The sequence below is a fragment of the Janthinobacterium sp. GW821-FHT03C08 genome (genome assembly GCF_059420905.1).
This window is the reverse complement of the sequence record NZ_JBWKUP010000006.1, coordinates 127726-146063: the sequence shown is the minus strand read 5'-3', so window position 1 is coordinate 146063 and position 18338 is coordinate 127726. Positions and strand designations below refer to the sequence as shown.

Below are 18338 nucleotides of genomic sequence, written 5' to 3'. Positions count from 1 at the left end.
CCGAACGCGCCTCCATCGGGGCAAGGCCCGAAGAGCTTACGAACTGTTCGTTTGGACGTGCTTGCTTGCGGGCAGTGAGCAGATCCTCACTCCTTTGGCGGTGTGTATGGCGTCTTTCTATCACCGAAGAAGCGTCGATTCGTCGCCTCGGCCACGCGGTTGCAAAGCTCATCGCCCAGCTTGGCACGATCCGTCTTGCACTGCTGTCGCAGACCCTTTAACCGTTCGGGATTGGCCGCGAGCGATGCCGCCGTTTCGGTTGGTTCGGATTTTCCACAAGCCACCAGCATCGCGACAAGCAGAAGCGAAATGAACTTCTTCATGGCTCGTTCTCCTCCGAAGCATCGGGTTCGAGTGGTACAGCAGGCTTCTTTCCAATGAGTGATTCGATCGCGCGAACCCTTTCGATGAAACGGGCCAGCGCCTCAGAAGGTTCGCTATCCAGACGCAGTAGATAGGTGGTGAGCATTGGCGAGCGCCCCGCCAATGGTCGTGCTACCACGCCTGGCTCGCGGCTGGCCAGGATCTGCGATGTACCAGCCAGACCTAAGGCGAAGCCGGCGGATACCAATGCCATCATCAGGTCGATAGAAGCGACCCGCTCAGCAATCAACGGCTCTTGATCTGCTCGCCTCAATGCGCGATCAACCTGTCGAGCATGCCCCTCGCAGGCTTGAGAATCTCCAAGCACGAGCGGGTACCGCAGTACTTCCTCCAGCGGCAAATGCTTGTAGGTCAGCAGCGGATGCCGCGCCGGTACGGCTACCATCAGTGGATCGTCCCAAACGACTTCAGCAATGACTCCATCGCCTGCCTCATCCGATTGTGCAAATCCGACGTCATACAGATCGTCGTGCAGTCCCTTGATCTGTTGCGCCAGAGGTACTGCGGACAATCGAATTTCGATCTCCGGCTCTTCTTCGCGGCACAACGCTAGGAAGGTAGAAAAACGCGATGGCGTGATGCCGTCCGAGAGCGCCACCCGCAATTGACCGTGAAAGCCATTAGCGGCGGCCTTCACGCTGTCACGTGCCTGCTGCAAGGCAACGAATACACGGGGTACATGCTCCAGAAGCAACTTTCCCGCACGTGTTAGCCGTGTGCTGCGCGTAGTCCGCACAAAAAGCTGAGCACCGAGGTCTTCCTCTAGTTCCTTGATGGCCCGTGACAAAGGAGATTGCTCAATGTGAAGTCGCTCCGCTGCACGAGCGAAGTGCAGCTCTTCTGCAACTGCGATAAAACAGCGCAGGTGACGAAACTCCATGAGCATCCCCCTAGGTCAAATCCGTTCGCGGACTTAGCACGGTTGTATTTTTCTTTGCCGGTCAATTCGCACGATTGAGAGCTCGGCGATATTAATTTATTGCCAAACGCAAAAATTGGCGCAGGCCTCGATATTCCGATCCACCTTGCCTGCCCCAATTAAATCCTTTTGGCGATTATCGGATCAGCAGAAAAGGCCCTGCGGCGAAGATTTATGCATCAACAAACAGGACTTGTCCGCTAATGAAACCATCGACAGAGCGCTCAAATGCTTTACCCACAAGCGCGCTTGGGACTGGCTGGTAACCAGGCATCATTTCCCCATAAACGTCCCAAGCCTCTTCAAGTACCGTAGGATTGACGACATTAATCCGAATGCTTCTCGGAAGTTCATGCGCGACACATTTGACGAAAGTGTCGATTGCGCCGCTAGTGGTGGCATCCGCGATGGTTGTCGGAAGGGGCTTGACGTTCAAGATGCCGGAAATCAACGTGAAAGAGCCGCCGTCCTTGATGAAATCAAGGCCAACTTTCACGACATTCATCTGCCCGACGAGCTTGCTCTGAATGGTCGTATCCCATTGAGCATCGGTCATCGTTTGAAACGGTGCGTATTCGCAGTGACCGACCGTATTAACGACCGCGTCGAATTCGCCGACGGCTTCAAACAATTCGCGGATTGACTCCTTGCTGGTGATGTCCACCTTGTAGTCACATCCCTTGCCCGAACGGCTGGCAGTAACCACCTTGTGCTTTGTGAGTCCGGTGAGCGCGGCCTGGCCCATCTTGCCTTGAGCGCCGATTACGATGACGGTTTTCATAAATTTGCCTTGCTTGGTTGAACGAAATGACATTCTAAAAGCCAGGTGATACAATGAAAAACAGAGATTACTTGTAAGCGATACAAATTTTCATGATAGACAGAATCGACATCAGGCACATGCGAGTTTTTATAAAACTCGTCAAGGAAAAAAATGTCTCAAAAGTGGCGTCTGAGACGGGTCTGTCGCAACAGGCAGTCAGTGGGTATTTAAAAAGACTAAGAGAAGAATTTAAAAGCGAGCTGTTTTTGCGACAAAGCAACGGCCTGAAACCCACAGACTTTGCATACGAGTTGTGCTCAAAATTTGAACGGGTAATACATGAGTTCGACAATATCTATGAAACACTTCCTTTTGATCCAGCATCGGTCAAAAAGACATTCACGATAATAGCGAATGAATATGCGCAGCTTTCTTATATTCCGCTCATTATTCAGTCTGCTGCATTATCCGCACCAAATATCAAATTCAAAATTTTAGATTTTGATCAAAGAACTCACGAAGAGATGCTGTCATCGAGGGAGGCCGACATTCTCATTGGGTTCAAGGAATTTATTGACGACAGGCTTGTACAGACATTGATAAAGAAAGATTACTACTCGTGTGTCGCCAACGAAAAATCAAAAATACCCGATGAAGTACAAACACTAAGCGATCTATCAAAATTCCCTCATGTCGCGATGAGCAATAGCGCGTATTATTTTAGCGATACGGTTGATAATTTTCTTAAAGAGCAAAGCGTATCGAGAAACGTCATTGCTACGCTACCGTGCTACACATCATTGCAGAGCTTTCTGTCCGTTAATGATGTGATTGCATTTATTCCTTCTGCAATGGCTCGACTCGGGAACTTTAGAACGCTAAATTTTGATTCAATCCCACAAACCTTTGATGTGGTAGCTGCATGGCATCGAAAGGTATCGGAAAATCCTCTTCATAAATGGGCTATTGAGACAATCCTAAGTGTCAAGTAGCCGTATCCTTGCGATTGAACAGCACCGCGAATGTCGACACAGCCGGATCAGGTCAGCGCCGGCTCCGCTTGCTGCCGGCGCATTTGCCTTCATTAACATTCGCCAATCATCCGCCTGTCCAGGCCGCCGGCTTTTCACCCGCGAGTGACGGGAACCTGTCTTCCAGCACGTTCGGTATGTAGCCGACAGCTGCAAACAGGTGCGCAAGCGATGCTTCGGCTGCGCGTCGGACCTTGCCTAGGTCGACCTTCAGGAGCTTGCCGTGTTGCTTGCGAAATTGCCCCGCCACCATCACGGTGTCGACATGCGAATGATTAGCTGCGTGCACGACCGTGCCGGCTGCATTGTTGGATGGGAAAAGGCTGATGTCATCGGTGCGGATGAGGATCAGGTCCGCCTGCTTACCGGGTGTCAGACTTCCAATGCGATGGTCGAGGCCAGCGCATCGTGCACCGTCGATGGTCGCCGCTTCAAGCAGTGTACGAACAGTGACAGGTGACGGAGCTGTCGGATCGTTTGCATACCGGCGGCTCTGGGCGATCGCGCGTTGCAGCGAGAAAGCCACGCGTAGCTCCGTGAACATGTCGCCACCGTACGCTGTCTCAAGGTCGGTCCCGATGCCAGGCCGGAAGCCATGGTCAATCGCGGACTGCCACGCACAGACCCCGCCTGCCAAGGCGTACTGTGCGTCCGAGCGCGGATCCACGGTAATGCTCGCGCCCGCGTCTGCCAGCTTGTGCCATGCGTCGTCCGGCAGAGATGTGCAATGGTTGAAGATGCTACGGGGACCAAGCAGACCATCGAACCCGGCCAGCATCGGTGCCATCGGTCCGAGAAACTCGGTCAGCGTCCGCATCTCAAGCCGCGCCGCCAGCTCCCATGCCTGCCGGTCCGTCTGAGCGAACACGCCGAGCGTGAGCAATTGGTTCTCCGAGCTAAAGCGCTGGGCTTTCAAACGCTCCAAGTCGTGCGGCCAGTGCCTGGCCCAATTTCCGGCAAGCGGAGCGCCCGGCAGGTGAAGCGCACGCAGCCCAGCTTCCTGCAGGGCGTCTAGACATGCGTCCGTATGCTCAGGACTACGCGCATTGTGGGAGGCGTCGATAATCGTCGTCGTACCCGCGTCGAGGCAGCCCAATGCCGTGAGCAGATTGCCGATATGCATGTCTTCCGGTCGATAGAGTTTCGCCAGAGTGAAATGAGCTGCATCCACGTAGCTGTCCAGATTGTCGACATTGGGCATCAGTCTGCGTAGCGAGCCCTGCCAGGCGTGGCGGTGCGCGTCGACGAATCCTGGCATCACGATCGCATCGCTGGCATCGATCACCTGTGCGTCGTGGACCACTATTCCAGGACCCACCGCGGCGATCAGGTCGTCTTCCACTAGCACGTCACCACGCGCGAAATCGCCCAGCTTGCGGTCCATGGTGAGCACCGTGGCTGCTTTGAAGAGAATGCGCTGAGGCGTGTGGCTGGTCATTAGGATTCCTACTGGAGTATGAACAGGCATTCAAGATGCGGTTGGGCAAAGGAACACGACAATCTTCCACCAGCCTCAGGTGGGAGTGAGTTCTGGAGCACCTTCCATACGCTGGTTGGGCTATAACTTAGACGCCAAAGAAATAAGGCGGCCATTTCGGTTGGGCCTTGACGGCCGCATCATCGATAGAGGTCAAAACATCGAGCGGCAGCGGACCTTCAGTTACGGCTGAAAGATTGTGCCGAAGATGCGCGAGTGATGAGGCTCCGATGATGACGCCATCATTGCGCTCAGCGCTTAGCTGGGAATGGTGGATCAGCCAACGCAATGCAACGGACACCGGATCAAGGCCAAGAACTTCGCATGATCGGTGAATTCCCGCCAACGCATCAAGATAAGCATCATTCAAATAGCGATCACGATAGAGCTTGCCTTGAGCATGAGAACTGTCGAAGCGCGAGCCGGCGGCTACTTCACCACTGTCGCTGAACTTCTTGCTAAAGGCGCCGCCAGCCAGCGGATTGTAAGCATGGAAGCGGATGCCGTAATTGCGCAAGCATTTGAATAATTCTGGCTCGACCGCACGTGTGATCGCGTTATACAGTCCTTGGTACACGGTCGGCTTTACCCAACCATGGCGCGATGCGATTTCGTATACTTCGGCCACCTGCCAAGCACTGTAATTGCTTACACCAAACTCTTCGAACAGCCCTTCTTCGTAAAGCTCCTGAACGGCCTTCAACGTAGCTTCGATCGGCGTGGCACTGTCGCGTGTCACCAAATAGAGAATTTTGACCTTGCTGGTTTTCAAGCGTTTCAGGGACTCCTTGAAAACCCGCTTCAACTTCTCAGGCTCGTGACCATGAGAATTTCCTGGGTGAATCCGCGTAGCGATGTCGAAGCGCTCGGAGGCGCGGAGGTCACCTAGCATCTGTTCGCAGCTTCCGTCGCCATAGTCAGAGCATGTGTCGAGTTGGCTGTGACCAAAGTCGGAGACGGCGCCGAGCATTGCGCCTGCAGTCTCGACATCATGAACACGGGCTCCGTATCCATGGTAGCCGAGCGTCATGGTCCCAAAGATGATGTTGGTGATAGGTGCTTTTGGCATTCCAAACTCCTTTTATATTGACTATCACTGCATCGTATCGGACTCTGACTGTCGCGATAAGTGAGACAAACTGAGATGAGGTAACACGAAAATCGAGATAATGTCTATAATAGTGGTGAAAATTGAGATGAGTTGACTGGGTACAGGCAAAAATCGTGACAACGCACAAAAGTGGATTGATGGAGCTTGAGGCGGCGGTGGCCATCGCTAGGCTAGGAAGTTTCCGTGCAGCGGCATCTGAACTGGACGTGTCGCCGACAGCAATTGGCAACGCCATTGCCGGTCTTGAAAAGCGCCTTGGTGTGCGCCTCTTCAATCGAACGACTCGGACCGTTGCCCTGACTAATGCTGGTCGCGAATACGTCGAGGCAATCGCCCCAGCGCTTGCGGACATCCGCAATGCCAGTCAGGCGGTGGCCGATCACAGCCGCAAACCGACAGGTACGCTTCGGTTCAATTGCTCGCTCGCCGGCGGGCGGCATGTACTGATACCCCTCGTCATTGAGTATCTTCGTCGCTACAACGAGATGAACGTCGAAGTCGTAACCGAGGGGCAACTGACCGATATTGTCAAGGATGGGTTCGATGCCGGAGTACGTCTGGCCGAAGCCGTTCCTCGCGACATGATTGCCATACCCCTCAGTCCAAACACGCGCCATATCGTAGTCGGGGCGCCAAGTTACTTCGCAGATAGGCCCCGACCCATTGTTCCAGCCGACCTGACGGGGCATGAATGCATCCGTGCGCGCTATCCAAGCGGCACTCTCTATCGCTGGGAATTTGAGCGTGACGGCGAAGCGATGACGATTGATGTGCCTGGATGCCTTACGCTCGACGAGCCCAACATGATGGTGCAAGCGAGCAGGGCTGGTATCGGCCTAGCCTATGTGAGCGATTGGATGGTTGCGGATGACATTGCCTCAGGCAGCTTGATTGAGGTTCTAAGCGAGTGGACGCCCTCACATCCCGGGTATTCCCTCTACTATCCTGGGCGCCGCCATATGGCCGCGAGCTTGCGTGTTTTCGTAGATCTAGCCAAGGAGATTGGCTTTCGGAAAGGCTGATATCGTCGCCGACAGAACCGGAGCGCGCAGCGTCAATGCGAGGATTTTCGGGTGAGAGCAAAATTCGTCAGCTGACTGACCGTCCTCGTTGTCGTCCAAACTCCCAGGACGCTCCATCTCTTCGCACAATTGCGGATAAGGTCTGACCCAGCCGTGGCTCAATGACCGGCCGCCATGGCACCAAACTGAACCCCATGCCGTCATCGAGCATGGCGTAACGTCCACTGGCGAGCATGACGCTGCGCCGGTAGATGCCTGTCACGCGCTGCCCGTTGGCCACTGGCCGATGCTCCAAGCCGGTTTCGGCCGCGATCTCTTGCGCGGTCTTCGCCAGCTCGCGCCCACGCAGCGTTGCCAAGAGGTTGCGCGCCAGGATCACGCGCTGGCCCCGCCGCTCGGCCAACCCCTGCTCGGTGAGGAAGTCGGCCCGCTGTTGTAGTGCGCCTTTGACCTCACCGCCGAAGCCTAAGTCACCCAGTCCCTTGCCGCCGCCGATCAACTGCTGGTCGAGCCATGTTGCCCCGATGATGCGGGCCTGCCGCTCAATGGGCAGGTGTGATTTCAGTTCCACCGCCACGCCGCCGCCCAGGCGCTGCGCGTCGTACTGTCGGCCCCGTTCGGCTAGGTCGGCGGGCACCTGCCAGACGCCTTCGGCCATGCGCTCCACTATGCCGGCACGACGCAGGGTTTCCAGCCGGCGCACATGGCCGGCTACCACCTCGCGCGGGTCGCGGTCAGACGCAGCCTGCCCCTGCGCGACAGCCAGGTGATGATCGGTGCGATACACACCATCAACGGCGAACGTAGCGATGTTCCGGTCGGCCGCGCGCACGTCAGCCGAAGCCTTCACCTCCACCACCGCGCCGGCCGGGTACTGCTCCAGCTCCGACCGTGGCGGCAGCGTGACGTAGTGTGCCTTGCCGTCGATCCCGTCGATAACTAGATAGCCTTTGTCGTACAACTCGTCCGCCAAGCCCTTGCCGACCACGCGGCCTATAACGGTACGACTGTCGTTGCCCGGCTGGAACACAGCCAACTCGCGTTGCCCGCCGCTCATGGCGCGATGCATAGTGCGAATGATGTCGTCGCGCTCGCCCATTGCCCGCAACGTGGATTCGGCGTCGGCGTGGATGGCCCAGGTGCCAGACTGTTGCTCAGTCGCCAGGTCCATGCGCTGCAAGCGTTGCAAGCGTCCGATCAGCATTTGCCGTTGGCGTAGCAACCGGGGTTCGGCCAGTGTTGCCGGCTGCACCAGGCCGTCCACCGCCTCGCGCTGCAACGTGCGATCCAGGGCCGTCCAGCGCTCCTGATCCACCTCGCGTTGCATGGCGCGCTGGAGCTCCAGCTCGGTGCGCGGCCCTAGCCATTCGGTCGCCAACTCCGACGCCCGGTGACGCATCCCCTCGGCGATGTAGTCACGGGAAATGATGAGGTCTTTGCCGGAGTCATCCTTGCCGCGCAAGACGACATGCGTGTGCGGGTTGTCCGTATTCCAATGATCGACCGCCACCCATTCCAGGCGCGTGCCGAGGTCCGCCTCCATGCGTGCCATCAAGTGCCGGGTGTATGTGCGCAGGTCATCGAGCTGTTCGGCATCCTCCGGCGAGACTATGAAACGGAAGTGGTGCCGATCCTCGCGCCCACGCGCCTCGAAAGCGGCGGTGTCTGCCTCGTCGGTCGTCGGGCCATAAGCGTGGCCCGGCCCGCCCTGACGATCGACGCCTTCGCGTTCGATGTAGCGCAAGTGCGCGACGGTCGAGCGCGGCCCGGCTTTCGCCAGATTGACCAGCCGCGCCTTGATCGTCACGCGCCGGGAATTCCCGGTCAGCAAGCGTCCAGCGAAGCGCGCCGCGACGTGGCCGCGCCCCAGCCGAGAACCGGGCCGCTGGCCGGTTTTGCCGACCGCCTTTCCGAGCTTGGCCCCGGCCTTGTTGGTCTGGCGCAGCACCTTGTTGATGAAGGCGTCGCCGCGCTGCTTTGGCGCGCCAGGGCGGACGCGGAAAAGGTCATCGTCGCGGCTGCTCATGTGGCCACTCCATCCAAGACCATCGCAGTCAGGCGCGCTAAGCACACGCTTTCGCCAATGCCGATGCGGCATTGCGCACCTTCGCGGCACGCTGCCGCTCCTAGGCGCGTGCCGCGCCACCCCCACGTGCAGACTGGCTTTTCGCGCGACGTAGTGCCGCGACCTTTTATCTTGCCTTCCGCCTTTGCCCTTCGCTTTCGCTCCGGGCCTCGGCGTCCCGGCGGTGCTGCGCTGCCCACAGCCAGCCTGCCGGCGAACGCAGCCACGGCCACAGGCCGGGCCGGTTCGAGGCAAGACGCCTGCACATGGGAAGGCGGCGCCGGTTGTTGCGCGAAGTGCGGCGCGAATGCGCACGCACTGCACGCGCGACGACACTGTGACGACCAGCGGAACGACAGACCGGATGGCACGATGAGATGCACGGGAACGTGCAGCGAATCGACGGCCATCATGGGCGTGTCTCCAGCCAGACCGGATGCGCAAGACCGATCACGGTGGAAGCAGCAATCGGCCCGAAGTAGCGGCTGTCGAACGACGCAGGGTTGGTCACGCTCAACAGGAACAGTTCGCCAGGTTCAAGGCGGCGGCACTGCTGCCAGGATGGCAGCGGGCGGCCCAGCCGGTCGGTTGGCAGAACGGTGGCCGTAGGCACGCCGTCGATGCGAACGATACCGCCAGCGATGCACACCTCCTGCGGTGATACGGCGCCCACTCGCTTGAGCAGCGGAACGCGCGTCGGTAGATAGCCGCGCTGCGCAGCGAGTGCGGCAGCTTCGGCCGGCAGTGGAACAAGCACGATGCTGTCCACGGACAATGGACGTGGCAGCGAGGCGGTCCGATGGGCGAACGGTTCGATGCGATACCAACCGACCGCGACACTGTCGGACGGGTTGTAGGTCAGACGCGGCAACGGCGACACGAAACCGGCCCAGGCCAGTGCAGCGAGGCCGGCAGCGGCGAAGCCTGTCAGCACGATGCGAGCGCGCCGACGCGAACGAGGATGCGGTGCGATGCTGGATGTGGAAAGCGTGGTCATGGCAACGCCCTCCCCCCCAGCCAGGCCGCATGTCGCTCGGCGGTGTATTCGGGTAGCGGCAAGCGCGCAGCGAGCCGGTTGCCGAGGGTGCGCCAGTACGCGGGCGACACGTCGGCTGGCGCAATGCGCAGCGCCTCGATGGCGTCGAGCTGCGCAAACACAGCGCGGACAGCTGGTTCGCCTTCGGCGTGCAGCAGCAACCGCGCGCCGGGCAGCACGCCGGGGATGCGCTGCGCCTCATCCAGCGACGTGCAAGCCTGCATCACCATGAGTTCCCAACGGATGGTGCCGTAGTCATTGGCCTGCCACCGGATGCGACAAAACACGGCCCCCGACAAGAACACCGCGACACGGCGCCAGTGGTCAAGCCGGACGATGCGTGACGGTTCACCGAAGCGCAGATAGAGGTCGATGCGCCGCTCGACGTAGGCGAGCGATACGCGGGTCAACGGTATGGTGCCGGCCCGTCTGGCGAGCACCGCGAGCGAAGGCGCATTCGCGTTGGTTGTAGCAGCCGTGGCCGCCGAAGGTTGTACGTTCATTGGGAGTTCTCCGGAAACTCGCGTTCCAGCAGTGCGCGCAGCAGTTCGGCCACCGTCACGCCACGCGTGAAGGCAAACACCTTGATGCGCGCCCGCATGGCGGGCGTGATGTCGAGGGTCAGGCGCGCGGTGTAGAGGTCGCCCTTTTGCAAAGCATCGGTGTCGCCTTGGCGAATCCACGCCTCAGCGTGCGGATTCGCTGGCGGACGTGCGCCGATGCCGATTCGTTTCCCGCGCGTGCTCGTCATGTCGGCCACCGCAGCAGTTCATCGGTGAGCGCGGCGATCTCCCGCGCGGCGGCACTGTCAGGCGCTGTCTCGCGTGCGAGCCGGCCGGCGGCCACGCTGTCGGCAAATACGATGCGCTGGTGCACTTCCGAGCGCAGCGCCGGCAGCGGCTGTTCGGCAAGCGACTGCCGCGCCTCCCGGCCGATGATGGTGGTGCTGACGCGCCGGTTGATGACGAAGGCCGCGCGTAGCGCAGGTCGAAACACTTGCGCTTCGCGGATCAACGCCACCATCTCGGCACTGGCCCACAGGTCGTAGGGACTGGGCTGCACCGGGATCAGGACACGCTCGGCCGCCAGCAGCGCGGAGCGCGCCAAGGCGGCGATACGAGGTGGCCCGTCGATAATGACGTGATCGGCCCGCCTGGCGAGTTCTGGGGCCTCCTGGTGCAGCGTTTCGCGTGCCAGACCCACGGCGCTGAACAGCCTGGGCAGACCTTGCTGACTTCTGCGCTGTGTCCAGTCCAGCGATGAACCCTGCGGATCGGCATCCAGCAGGATGACCGCTTGCCCTCGCAGCGCCAGTTCGCCCGCAATGTGCGTGGCGAGCGTGGTCTTGCCTACGCCACCTTTCTGATTGAGCAAGGCAACGATCATGGCGCGGCCCTCCGATCTGGAAAGCCAGCCTGCTTTTGTCGTGAAAACCGGGGTTGTTTTTGCTTTCGGGGTTGCTTTGTTTTTTGCCTTTCGGTAGTTGTCCACCGAAACGGCGCGCTTCTACTAAAAGTTAGAGAATTTAAGTTAGGTAAGTTAAGGGGCGTCGAGACCCGCGCCGTTATTGGCTTTCCGGCCGATTCGTACTCCTGATAGCACGATAGGCGTACTCCCGATAGCACGATACCCGTTACTCCTGATAGCACGAGCCCGTCCACAGGTTGTCCCGCAGTTATCCCCGTGCCGTGAACGGCACGGGCCGGAAGGTCAATAACTCCGTCCGGTCGCCCGGAATCCGTTCGATGCCCAGGACATAACCTGGCAGCGATTGCCGCGCCACCAAAACGCGGAGGTCGTAGGCGAAATCCGAAAACCGCGTGCTGCTGCCCGACTTGCGATACAGGTGTCGGAAGTCGAACTGCCAACCAGCCTCCTGTCTGCCGCCGTGCTTGCGCACCAGGCGGTACAACCAGCGTTCGATGCCGCCCGTGAGTCGGAAGTAAGCCGGGTCGATGGTGAGCACCAGCGCTGCGTCGAGCACACCCGCATAGAACCAGTCCGGCAGGATCAGCTCGATGCCCAGCGGCGTGCCATGAGCGTCGGCCAGTTCTTTCCACTCGTTGATCCACGAGAAGCGATGCAGCCGCCGCCCGGTCGTCTCGCGGATGGACGTGGCCACCGTGGTTGATTGCAAGCGATCCAGCGCAGCCTTGAGGCGCTGGTAGTCGCGCAGCGACGTACCGCGCCCGATGAAGCGCAGGATCTCGTAGGGCGTTGCCTGCATCAGGCGCGATGGACGAATACCCGCATCGCGCGCTTCCACGATTTGCGAAGCGGCCCAAATCAGGATGTCCGCATCCCAGATGGTGGCGATGCCGTGCTCCAGTGTCCCTTCCACGCGTATCGTGACGTTGCCACTGCGAAAGTCGATCGGCGCCGTGCGCCGCGATTTCGCCAGCGAGAAAAATGGAAAGGCCATCAGGTCCTGGCTGTCGCGCGGCGCCATGTCGCCCGGCAAGGCGCGGAACAGATCGAGCTGTTCCCGCTCCCGCGATGGGTTGGACAGGGCGATGGCCACCGGCGAGCCACCGATCAGCGCGCACGGCTGTCGGCCGAGTGGTGCTCGGCGTATTCCGGGTCGGACGTGGTTTCGTAGCTGCGCTGGTCGGCCCAGGCATCAAGGTCGGCCACCGCGTACATGACGCGCCGGCCGAACTTGCGGAACTTCGGCCCGTTGCCGATCACGCGCTGTTTCTCCAGCGTGCGCGGCGAGAGGCGCAGGTAGTCGGCGGCCTCATCATTGGTGAGATAGCGTTGAGGCTGCGCCGGCGCGGGAGCGGCGGCAGGTTGCAAGGGAGCGGGTCGCATGGTGAGAACCTCCATCGGTCAGGAACGCCCGGCCACACAACGCGACCGGATGGAGGCAGTCTCAAGAAAGAGGCGCGGAGCGCAGAGGGTCGTTTTGCAGTGAAGGCAAAGCGACCCTCCCCAGGTCATTCGAGCTGTGCCAGACGGCGATAGCCGCCGCGCATCAGCAATCGGCCGCGCTGCACCAAGCGGCGCACGCGCGAACGAAGGCCACCGTCGGCGTACCAGCCGCCGGCCACGGCTTCGGTGCCGAACAGCCCTGCGGCTGTTTCACGCAAGGACGCACCCGCCAGGGTTGCGTCGAGTGCCTGGAGCGTGTGCAACTCCAGCAGCGCCGCAGGCGTGGGCCGGGAGCGGGCCACTGCCGCAGGCGCGGTCTCGGCGACAACGGCCAGCTTGTCTAGTTCGGCCACTATCGTGTGGTAGCGCCCGCAGGGCGCAGCACACGCGCGGACGGCATAGAGATAGGCCATGCCATCGGCCAGGCCCGGTGCCAGTGCGAGCCGCACGCAGCAGCCGGGCCATCGTGCCACCAGCACCAAGCGCTTGCCATCGTGGATCAGATGCTTGTGGCCCGGGATGCGCCAGAACTCGAAGGCCTCGGCATCGGGTGGCGGGTCGGCGTCCGGGTAGAGCTGGAGCACGGCGTCATGGTCGGGGAACCAAGCTGGATGCGCGTCGCGCGCATCCAGCGCCGGGTCTTCCAGCAGGCGCAGGCCCCACGCGTGTGCCGCTTCCGGCCGATGGCGACGGCGCAGCCAGTCGCGCCGGTAGTCGGGATGGCGGCGTAGATACTCCCAGGCCAGCGCGAGCCCGTCCAGGTGCAGCACGTAGAGATACGCGGCGGTTGGATACCAGAAATCGGCGCTTCGATCAGCCATGACGCGACCTCCTGTTCGACAGGAACGTCGCCACGACCTCGGGCGCGAATAGCTACGGCATCAAGACATCAAAGCGCCATTAGGAATGGCGTAACTTAAGCTGTAGAGAGAGTGTCAAGACCGATTAGCTCCGAAACCTTGCTCGGGTCGTCCGAGTGCGACGGCCGCGCATCCCGAAAATGGGGCGCGGCTCTGACACCGTGCCGCAGCCCGCGCCGCACATCATGTCTTTCTGGGTCATGTTGCACCCTCTTGGTGCAAGAGTGACGATTCAGACCCCAGCCGTCTTGAGCCAGACTGAGAAAGACACAGTACGCCGCAACGGCCTGTGTCTGGATGGCCTGCAGCCGAGAGCAGATGGTTCGTCAGTCGGGGATCGAACCATCGCGCTTCGCCAGCCGGGCGTACTCCAATATCGGCCGCGAGGCGCGGAAATACAGGTCACGCAGGATGGGTCGCTGCTGCGGCCCAACGATGCCCGCCAGGTCGGACAGCTTGACCGTCCCCAGTGCCGGCAAGCCAATACCGAGGTCGATCAGCCCCCACGCGGTATCGCCATCGGCTGGGTCGAGCGCGGCCAGCAGCCAGGTCGCATGCGCATCCGGCGTGAACAGTCGCACCACCGGCAGCGGGTCGATGCTTTGGCCGGCGCCGCGCGCCGCGCCATTGGCGAGCAGGCGTGCGCGTTCGTCGGCGGTGGTGAACGGCTGGGTCATGGGCAGGAATCCCACGCATCTGCGAATGCACGAACACGCCTTTCAGGCGAAGCACGGAACCGCCAAGGCGGATATGCGCTTTCGTGCGCAAGCACGAATGCGCAATCTCTCGAATCCGTACATGCACAGAAACGCAGACGCGGAATTGTGGATGTCAGGAAAGACACGAATGCGGCTCCCCGGTTCTGGCGAAATCCTCAGATGCGGATTTCCTCAAAGGCACAAATACGGAAAACAATAACACCAATTGAACACTATAGATTGTAGCCCTATAGGGCGCAATAGGTTGTCATCTTGGTTTTATAGGGAAAACCATCGGTGGCGGCTAAAAACTCATTGGCGACGGCATTACGGACGATCAGAAAAGCGCGCGGCTTGAGCCAGGAAGCGTTTTCTGACGTGTCGAGCCGTACCTATATGAGTTCACTGGAACGCGACCTGAAAAGCCCGACCCTGCACAAATTGACCGAGCTGTGCGAGGTCATGGAAGTGCATCCGCTCACGCTGCTGACACTGGCCTATGCCGGCGACAGCCCGTACAAGGCCGATCAGCTTCTGGAGCAGGTGCGCCAAGAGTTGGAGGCAATCTTGAAGAAGCGCGACGCGCCGTAAGCGCGCGCGGTGCTGCGGTCAGCAGCACTGCGCCCCGCCGTAATGGGCGGGGCGCTAGGAGCGGCCGTCAGGCCGCTTGAGGCTTGCTGCGCGACCAGATCAGGTCGTGCGTGCCGTCCTCGCCTTCGATCAGGCGGGCATAGACCGTTGCCGGGAACGAAGGATCGTCCACGGTCAGGGACAGGTAATCCCGCCCGGCTTCGCTGGTCTTCTTCCACGCCGCGCCGATGTCGTGGCTTGCCGCCTGCAGGCGGAAGTCGGGGGCGTTCTCGTTGTTGCCCTTGTCGTTGGGAACCAGCTTGACCTTGACGTTGAGCGTCAGGGTGCGGAGCGTGCCAGTGAAACCGTCTTTGTCTGCGGTGAAGGTGCCGATGTTAGCCATGATGATTTTCCTTTCGGGTTGAACAAGATCGCGCCAGTGCGTCCTTGTTGTGATCTGGCCGGCGGGGGATGGGCCGGCCGCACCGCGCAGCGGTCGCAGCAGCGTGGAGAATCTGGAAGAGCAAAGAATTTGTTCCGCGAGGAAGCCGCGCAGCGGCGGGGAAATTGTTTGCGCTGAAAGGTTGCGGCCATGAAGCCCAAGGCGCAGCCGTGCCCTCGCCAGGATTCACAACAAACCAAGGACGCACAGGCCGACCGCTCCCGAAAGGAGACATGGCCAACCCGACATCCCCGCGTGATGGCTTCACCGGCTTGTGCCCTGATGCGGCAAGGCCAACACCCCAGCGACAAGGCGGGAGCGCCCCTGCCGCAGCTTGCGGCTTCGTGCTTGAGGCGTGACGTGGAAGCTCCATAAGCTCGGCCGGGCGGGTGTGTCGGTGAACCGTCCTTCGTGACGTACAGGCGATGAACCGCCAGCGTCGGGGACAGCACGCTTTTGCACAACCTGCCGCAGCAAGCCTGGGCGTAGCCCCACATGCTCCGCCCAGGCGGCGGGGCGTCATCGAAACGTTGCCCGCGTCAGCGGGCACTGATCGCCATACCGCGCGCAAGGCACTTGTGCGCTCGCCACGTCGTCGCCTGGTCGAAGGCGGCGACGTGGCGCTTTTGCTTTGGATGTTGAAACCGTGTGCGGCGGTCGCCCGCCGCACACGGATTTTGGGAAACAGCCCCCGGCGCGATGCGCCGGGGGCTGCTGTTATTGCTTGGTTTCGATGATCCACCACACCGAACGCGGCAAGGGCTGGCCGCTGATGGGGTATATGTCGGTCAGGTCGGCGCAAGTCGTCCATCCGCTAGGGGGACGGTAGCCGCGCACGTCACCATCGCCATGCCAACGGCGGGCGCGCACCGTGTCGGAGGCATAGGTCGCCGCCATGCGCGGGCGAATGGTCGGGTGCTGGCTGTTCATGGGGAAACCTCCTGGCCTGCCGAAGCGCCCCGAACAGTGCCGGAGCGCTCGGCGGTGGCAAAGGTCATGCGGCGAGCGCGTGGGCTTCCTCTTCGTCGGTAGCATCTTCCGGCGCATCCAGGTCCTGCGTGCCTTCCTGCGGCTCCATGTCGTGTCCGCTCCTAAACACGGCGGGCATCCAGCCGGTGCCATCAGCCAGTCGTTCGGCCTCGCTGGCAATGTCGCCCTTCTTCAACTTCGCCAACCGGGTAACGTGCGACGGCGCGAACTCGCCCACGGCTTCCAGAATCACCGCCTTGGAAACGTGCTTGAAGTAGCCTTCGGCAGTCGGCTTCCACCATGCGACCATGTCGAGCCCCACGGCCTGCGCCAGTTCCGCGCCCGGTTGCTGCACCGTGGCGCGGGGCGTCACCACGTCCACGGTCGCCGCCACGCATACCGCCAGCAACTGCATCAGTTCGTCTTGCTCCATCGCCAGCAGCGCGGCGAACAGTTCGGCGCTGTCCTGCGGCAACGCCTCGCCCGCGACTTGCCGCAACTCGCGCAGGGCCATGGCGGCGGGCGAATCGGGCCAGTCGGGGGCCATACCTTCCAGCCGGCCTTGCACAGTCAGGCGCACGCCGAGCGGCAAGTCGTGGCCGTAATGGTTGTCCTGCAAGATGGTCTGCACCATGCCATGCGCCAGCGCGGCCAGCGCGACTTGTGGATGCCGGGCGACTTCGATTTGCAGCGCGGCGGTGCGATGCGCGCTCAACCGCTGCGCCAGCCGGTCGGACAGGCTCGCGGCCTTGGGCTGCTCGGCGTCATCGCCTTCGTCGTCGTTCCCGGCGTCGCCTTCCGCGCTGCCGAAACCCTGCCGCAGCTTTTCCAATGTGCGCAGCGCCTTGGCCTCGGCTTCGCGCAGCAGGCCACGGTGAATCACGGCTTCTCCCTCGCGATCGAGCGTGACGATGGCACCGGCCACGGCGCGCACATCCGGGGCGTAGTCTTGCAAGGCATCCTCCACGGCTTGCAGTTTCCCGGCCATCTGTTCGCGGCGCGGTTCCAGCGCCTCGGTCTTGTCCTCGTCCTCGGCGTCGTAGGCTTCTTCCAGTTCGGCGTCGATCTTGTCGAGGCGGGTTTGCAGCGAGGCGATGCGGCGGGCTTCGCGGGCGCTCGGTTCGCGGCGCTGGCGCGGCGCGTTCTGAAACGCCTGCCGCTCGGCGTAGCTCATGTGCGGCACGACTTCCACCCACGCCCAACCCTCGGCGCGCACCTCCCCGGCCAGCGCATCCAGCTTGCCGCACACCAGCGTTTCCAGCAGCGCAGCGTCGGTCAGGTAGGTTCCGGCATCGCCTTCCGCGAACAGGTCGCGGCGGATGCCGCCGCCCGCCGCCGCGTAGGCGTCCAGCCCGGCGAAGCGCACCAGCGGATGCGTGGCGTCGATTTCGCGTTCGGTCAGGCGTTCGCGCAGCGCGGATGCGCCGCGTTGCCATTCGGGCGCACCGTAGAACGCGGCTTCCTGCGCGGCTTGGTCGTCGGTGATGGTCAGGGCCATCAACTGTTCCAGCGTCACGCCACCGGCCCGATAGTCGGCCATCAGGCGCGGCGAGACGTTGGCCAGCTTCAAGCGGCGCTGCACCACCAGCGGGGACACGCCGAAGTCGGCGGCAATGTCTTCCACCGGGCGGCCTTCGGTCACCAGCGCGGCAAACGCCTCGAACTGATCGGCGGGGTGCATGGCCTCGCGCAGCACGTTCTCGGCCAAGCTCACGGTACGCGCCGAAGAATCGGGCACCAGCAGGCACGGCACTTCGTAGCCCATGGCGATGCCCTTCTTCTTCGCCAGCAGCTTCAAGGCGGTCAGTCGGCGGTCGCCCGCCACCACTTCGTATTGCTCGCCATCGGCGGCGAGGATGACAACGAGGTTTTGCAGCAGGCCGATGCGGGAGATGCTCGCGGCAAGTTCGGGAATGGACAGGCGCGGTGACTTGCGCGCATTGCGCTTGGAACGGCGCGCAAGCAACTGTGAGAGCGGAACCAGAATCAGGTTCTTGGCCGGGTCGGCCACTTCCAGAGGGGCGGCGGTTTCGATGGCGCGGGCTTCGGTATGGGTAACGGCGTTCATGGTGAAAACTCCTTGGGATTAGGGATGCAACAACGAAAGAAGCGGCAAGGGC

At 61.4% G+C, this 18338-nt stretch carries 20 protein-coding genes; 3 read left to right on the top strand and 17 right to left on the bottom strand.

Annotated elements, in window-relative coordinates:
* Window positions 1-86: 86 nt before the first annotated feature.
* From AC07VL_RS10090 to AC07VL_RS10080, 3 genes are all read right to left on the bottom strand, one after another.
* A complete protein-coding gene (locus AC07VL_RS10090; RefSeq protein ID WP_494805704.1) occupies window positions 87-323 on the bottom strand; it encodes an EexN family lipoprotein in 237 nt (78 codons plus the stop codon).
* Window positions 320-1264 (bottom strand): LysR family transcriptional regulator, encoded by a 945-nt coding sequence (locus AC07VL_RS10085; protein ID WP_494805703.1) that lies wholly within the window; start codon window positions 1262-1264, stop codon window positions 320-322. Before AC07VL_RS10085 ends, AC07VL_RS10090 begins: the two co-directional genes overlap by 4 nt.
* 211 nt (window positions 1265-1475) lie before the next feature.
* Window positions 1476-2084 carry a short chain dehydrogenase gene (locus tag AC07VL_RS10080; RefSeq protein ID WP_494805702.1) on the bottom strand — a complete coding sequence of 203 codons (609 nt, stop codon included), beginning with the start codon at window positions 2082-2084 and terminating at the stop codon, window positions 1476-1478.
* Between the two features lie 92 nt (window positions 2085-2176).
* On the opposite strand from AC07VL_RS10080, the gene AC07VL_RS10075 reads away from it, so the two are divergent.
* The gene (locus AC07VL_RS10075) at window positions 2177-3058 is read left to right on the top strand and encodes a LysR family transcriptional regulator (RefSeq protein ID WP_494805701.1); all 882 of its coding nucleotides are present in this window, start codon (window positions 2177-2179) and stop codon (window positions 3056-3058) included.
* A 106-nt stretch (window positions 3059-3164) separates the two neighbouring features.
* Here the strand turns inward: AC07VL_RS10075 and AC07VL_RS10070 are convergent, their stop codons facing one another.
* Both AC07VL_RS10070 and AC07VL_RS10065 read right to left on the bottom strand, forming a co-directional pair.
* Window positions 3165-4535, bottom strand: coding sequence for an amidohydrolase family protein (locus tag AC07VL_RS10070; RefSeq protein WP_494805700.1), 1371 nt, complete (start codon window positions 4533-4535; stop codon window positions 3165-3167).
* A 127-nt stretch (window positions 4536-4662) separates the two neighbouring features.
* Window positions 4663-5643, bottom strand: a complete 981-nt coding sequence (locus AC07VL_RS10065; protein ID WP_494805699.1) for an aldo/keto reductase family protein — start codon at window positions 5641-5643, stop codon at window positions 4663-4665.
* Between the two features lie 155 nt (window positions 5644-5798).
* Between AC07VL_RS10065 and AC07VL_RS10060 the strand changes: the two genes are divergently transcribed.
* Window positions 5799-6707 carry a LysR family transcriptional regulator gene (locus tag AC07VL_RS10060; protein WP_494805698.1) on the top strand — a complete coding sequence of 303 codons (909 nt, stop codon included), beginning with the start codon at window positions 5799-5801 and terminating at the stop codon, window positions 6705-6707.
* Between the two features lie 67 nt (window positions 6708-6774).
* Here the strand turns inward: AC07VL_RS10060 and AC07VL_RS10055 are convergent, their stop codons facing one another.
* The 9 genes from AC07VL_RS10055 to AC07VL_RS10015 form a co-directional block, all read right to left on the bottom strand.
* Window positions 6775-8733, bottom strand: coding sequence for a DUF3363 domain-containing protein (locus AC07VL_RS10055; protein WP_494805697.1), 1959 nt, complete (start codon window positions 8731-8733; stop codon window positions 6775-6777).
* 448 nt (window positions 8734-9181) lie between these two features.
* The gene (locus AC07VL_RS10050; protein WP_494805696.1) at window positions 9182-9769 is read right to left on the bottom strand and encodes a S26 family signal peptidase; all 588 of its coding nucleotides are present in this window, start codon (window positions 9767-9769) and stop codon (window positions 9182-9184) included.
* Window positions 9766-10311, bottom strand: coding sequence for a DUF2840 domain-containing protein (locus tag AC07VL_RS10045; protein WP_494805695.1), 546 nt, complete (start codon window positions 10309-10311; stop codon window positions 9766-9768). Before AC07VL_RS10045 ends, AC07VL_RS10050 begins: the two co-directional genes overlap by 4 nt.
* Window positions 10308-10559: a chromosome partitioning protein ParB gene (locus AC07VL_RS10040; RefSeq protein ID WP_494805694.1), complete on the bottom strand. Its 252-nt coding sequence runs from the start codon at window positions 10557-10559 to the stop codon at window positions 10308-10310. The genes AC07VL_RS10045 and AC07VL_RS10040 overlap by 4 nt, the downstream gene beginning before the upstream one ends.
* A complete protein-coding gene (parA, locus tag AC07VL_RS10035; RefSeq protein ID WP_494805693.1) occupies window positions 10556-11194 on the bottom strand; it encodes a ParA family partition ATPase in 639 nt (212 codons plus the stop codon). Before parA ends, AC07VL_RS10040 begins: the two co-directional genes overlap by 4 nt.
* A 289-nt stretch (window positions 11195-11483) precedes the next feature.
* Entirely contained in the window at window positions 11484-12257 is a 774-nt protein-coding gene (locus AC07VL_RS10030) for a replication initiator protein A (RefSeq protein ID WP_494805854.1), read from the bottom strand.
* An 86-nt stretch (window positions 12258-12343) separates the two neighbouring features.
* Window positions 12344-12619: a helix-turn-helix transcriptional regulator gene (locus tag AC07VL_RS10025; RefSeq protein ID WP_062794374.1), complete on the bottom strand. Its 276-nt coding sequence runs from the start codon at window positions 12617-12619 to the stop codon at window positions 12344-12346.
* Window positions 12620-12744: 125 nt separating this feature from the next.
* Window positions 12745-13500, bottom strand: a complete 756-nt coding sequence (locus AC07VL_RS10020; RefSeq protein ID WP_494805692.1) for a DUF2285 domain-containing protein — start codon at window positions 13498-13500, stop codon at window positions 12745-12747.
* A 365-nt stretch (window positions 13501-13865) separates the two neighbouring features.
* Window positions 13866-14216 carry a DUF2958 domain-containing protein gene (locus AC07VL_RS10015; protein ID WP_494805691.1) on the bottom strand — a complete coding sequence of 117 codons (351 nt, stop codon included), beginning with the start codon at window positions 14214-14216 and terminating at the stop codon, window positions 13866-13868.
* Window positions 14217-14534: 318 nt separating this feature from the next.
* Between AC07VL_RS10015 and AC07VL_RS10010 the strand changes: the two genes are divergently transcribed.
* Entirely contained in the window at window positions 14535-14828 is a 294-nt protein-coding gene (locus AC07VL_RS10010; RefSeq protein ID WP_494805690.1) for a helix-turn-helix domain-containing protein, read from the top strand.
* Between the two features lie 67 nt (window positions 14829-14895).
* Here AC07VL_RS10010 and AC07VL_RS10005 read toward each other — a convergent pair whose 3' ends face one another.
* The 3 genes from AC07VL_RS10005 to AC07VL_RS09995 form a co-directional block, all read right to left on the bottom strand.
* On the bottom strand, window positions 14896-15210 hold the full coding sequence (locus AC07VL_RS10005) for a DUF736 domain-containing protein (protein ID WP_250626938.1): 315 nt from the start codon (window positions 15208-15210) through the stop codon (window positions 14896-14898).
* A gap of 756 nt (window positions 15211-15966) precedes the next feature.
* Window positions 15967-16179 carry a hypothetical protein gene (locus AC07VL_RS10000; protein WP_494805689.1) on the bottom strand — a complete coding sequence of 71 codons (213 nt, stop codon included), beginning with the start codon at window positions 16177-16179 and terminating at the stop codon, window positions 15967-15969.
* Window positions 16180-16243: 64 nt separating this feature from the next.
* The gene (locus AC07VL_RS09995) at window positions 16244-18286 is read right to left on the bottom strand and encodes a ParB/RepB/Spo0J family partition protein (RefSeq protein ID WP_494805688.1); all 2043 of its coding nucleotides are present in this window, start codon (window positions 18284-18286) and stop codon (window positions 16244-16246) included.
* Window positions 18287-18338: the final 52 nt, after the last annotated feature.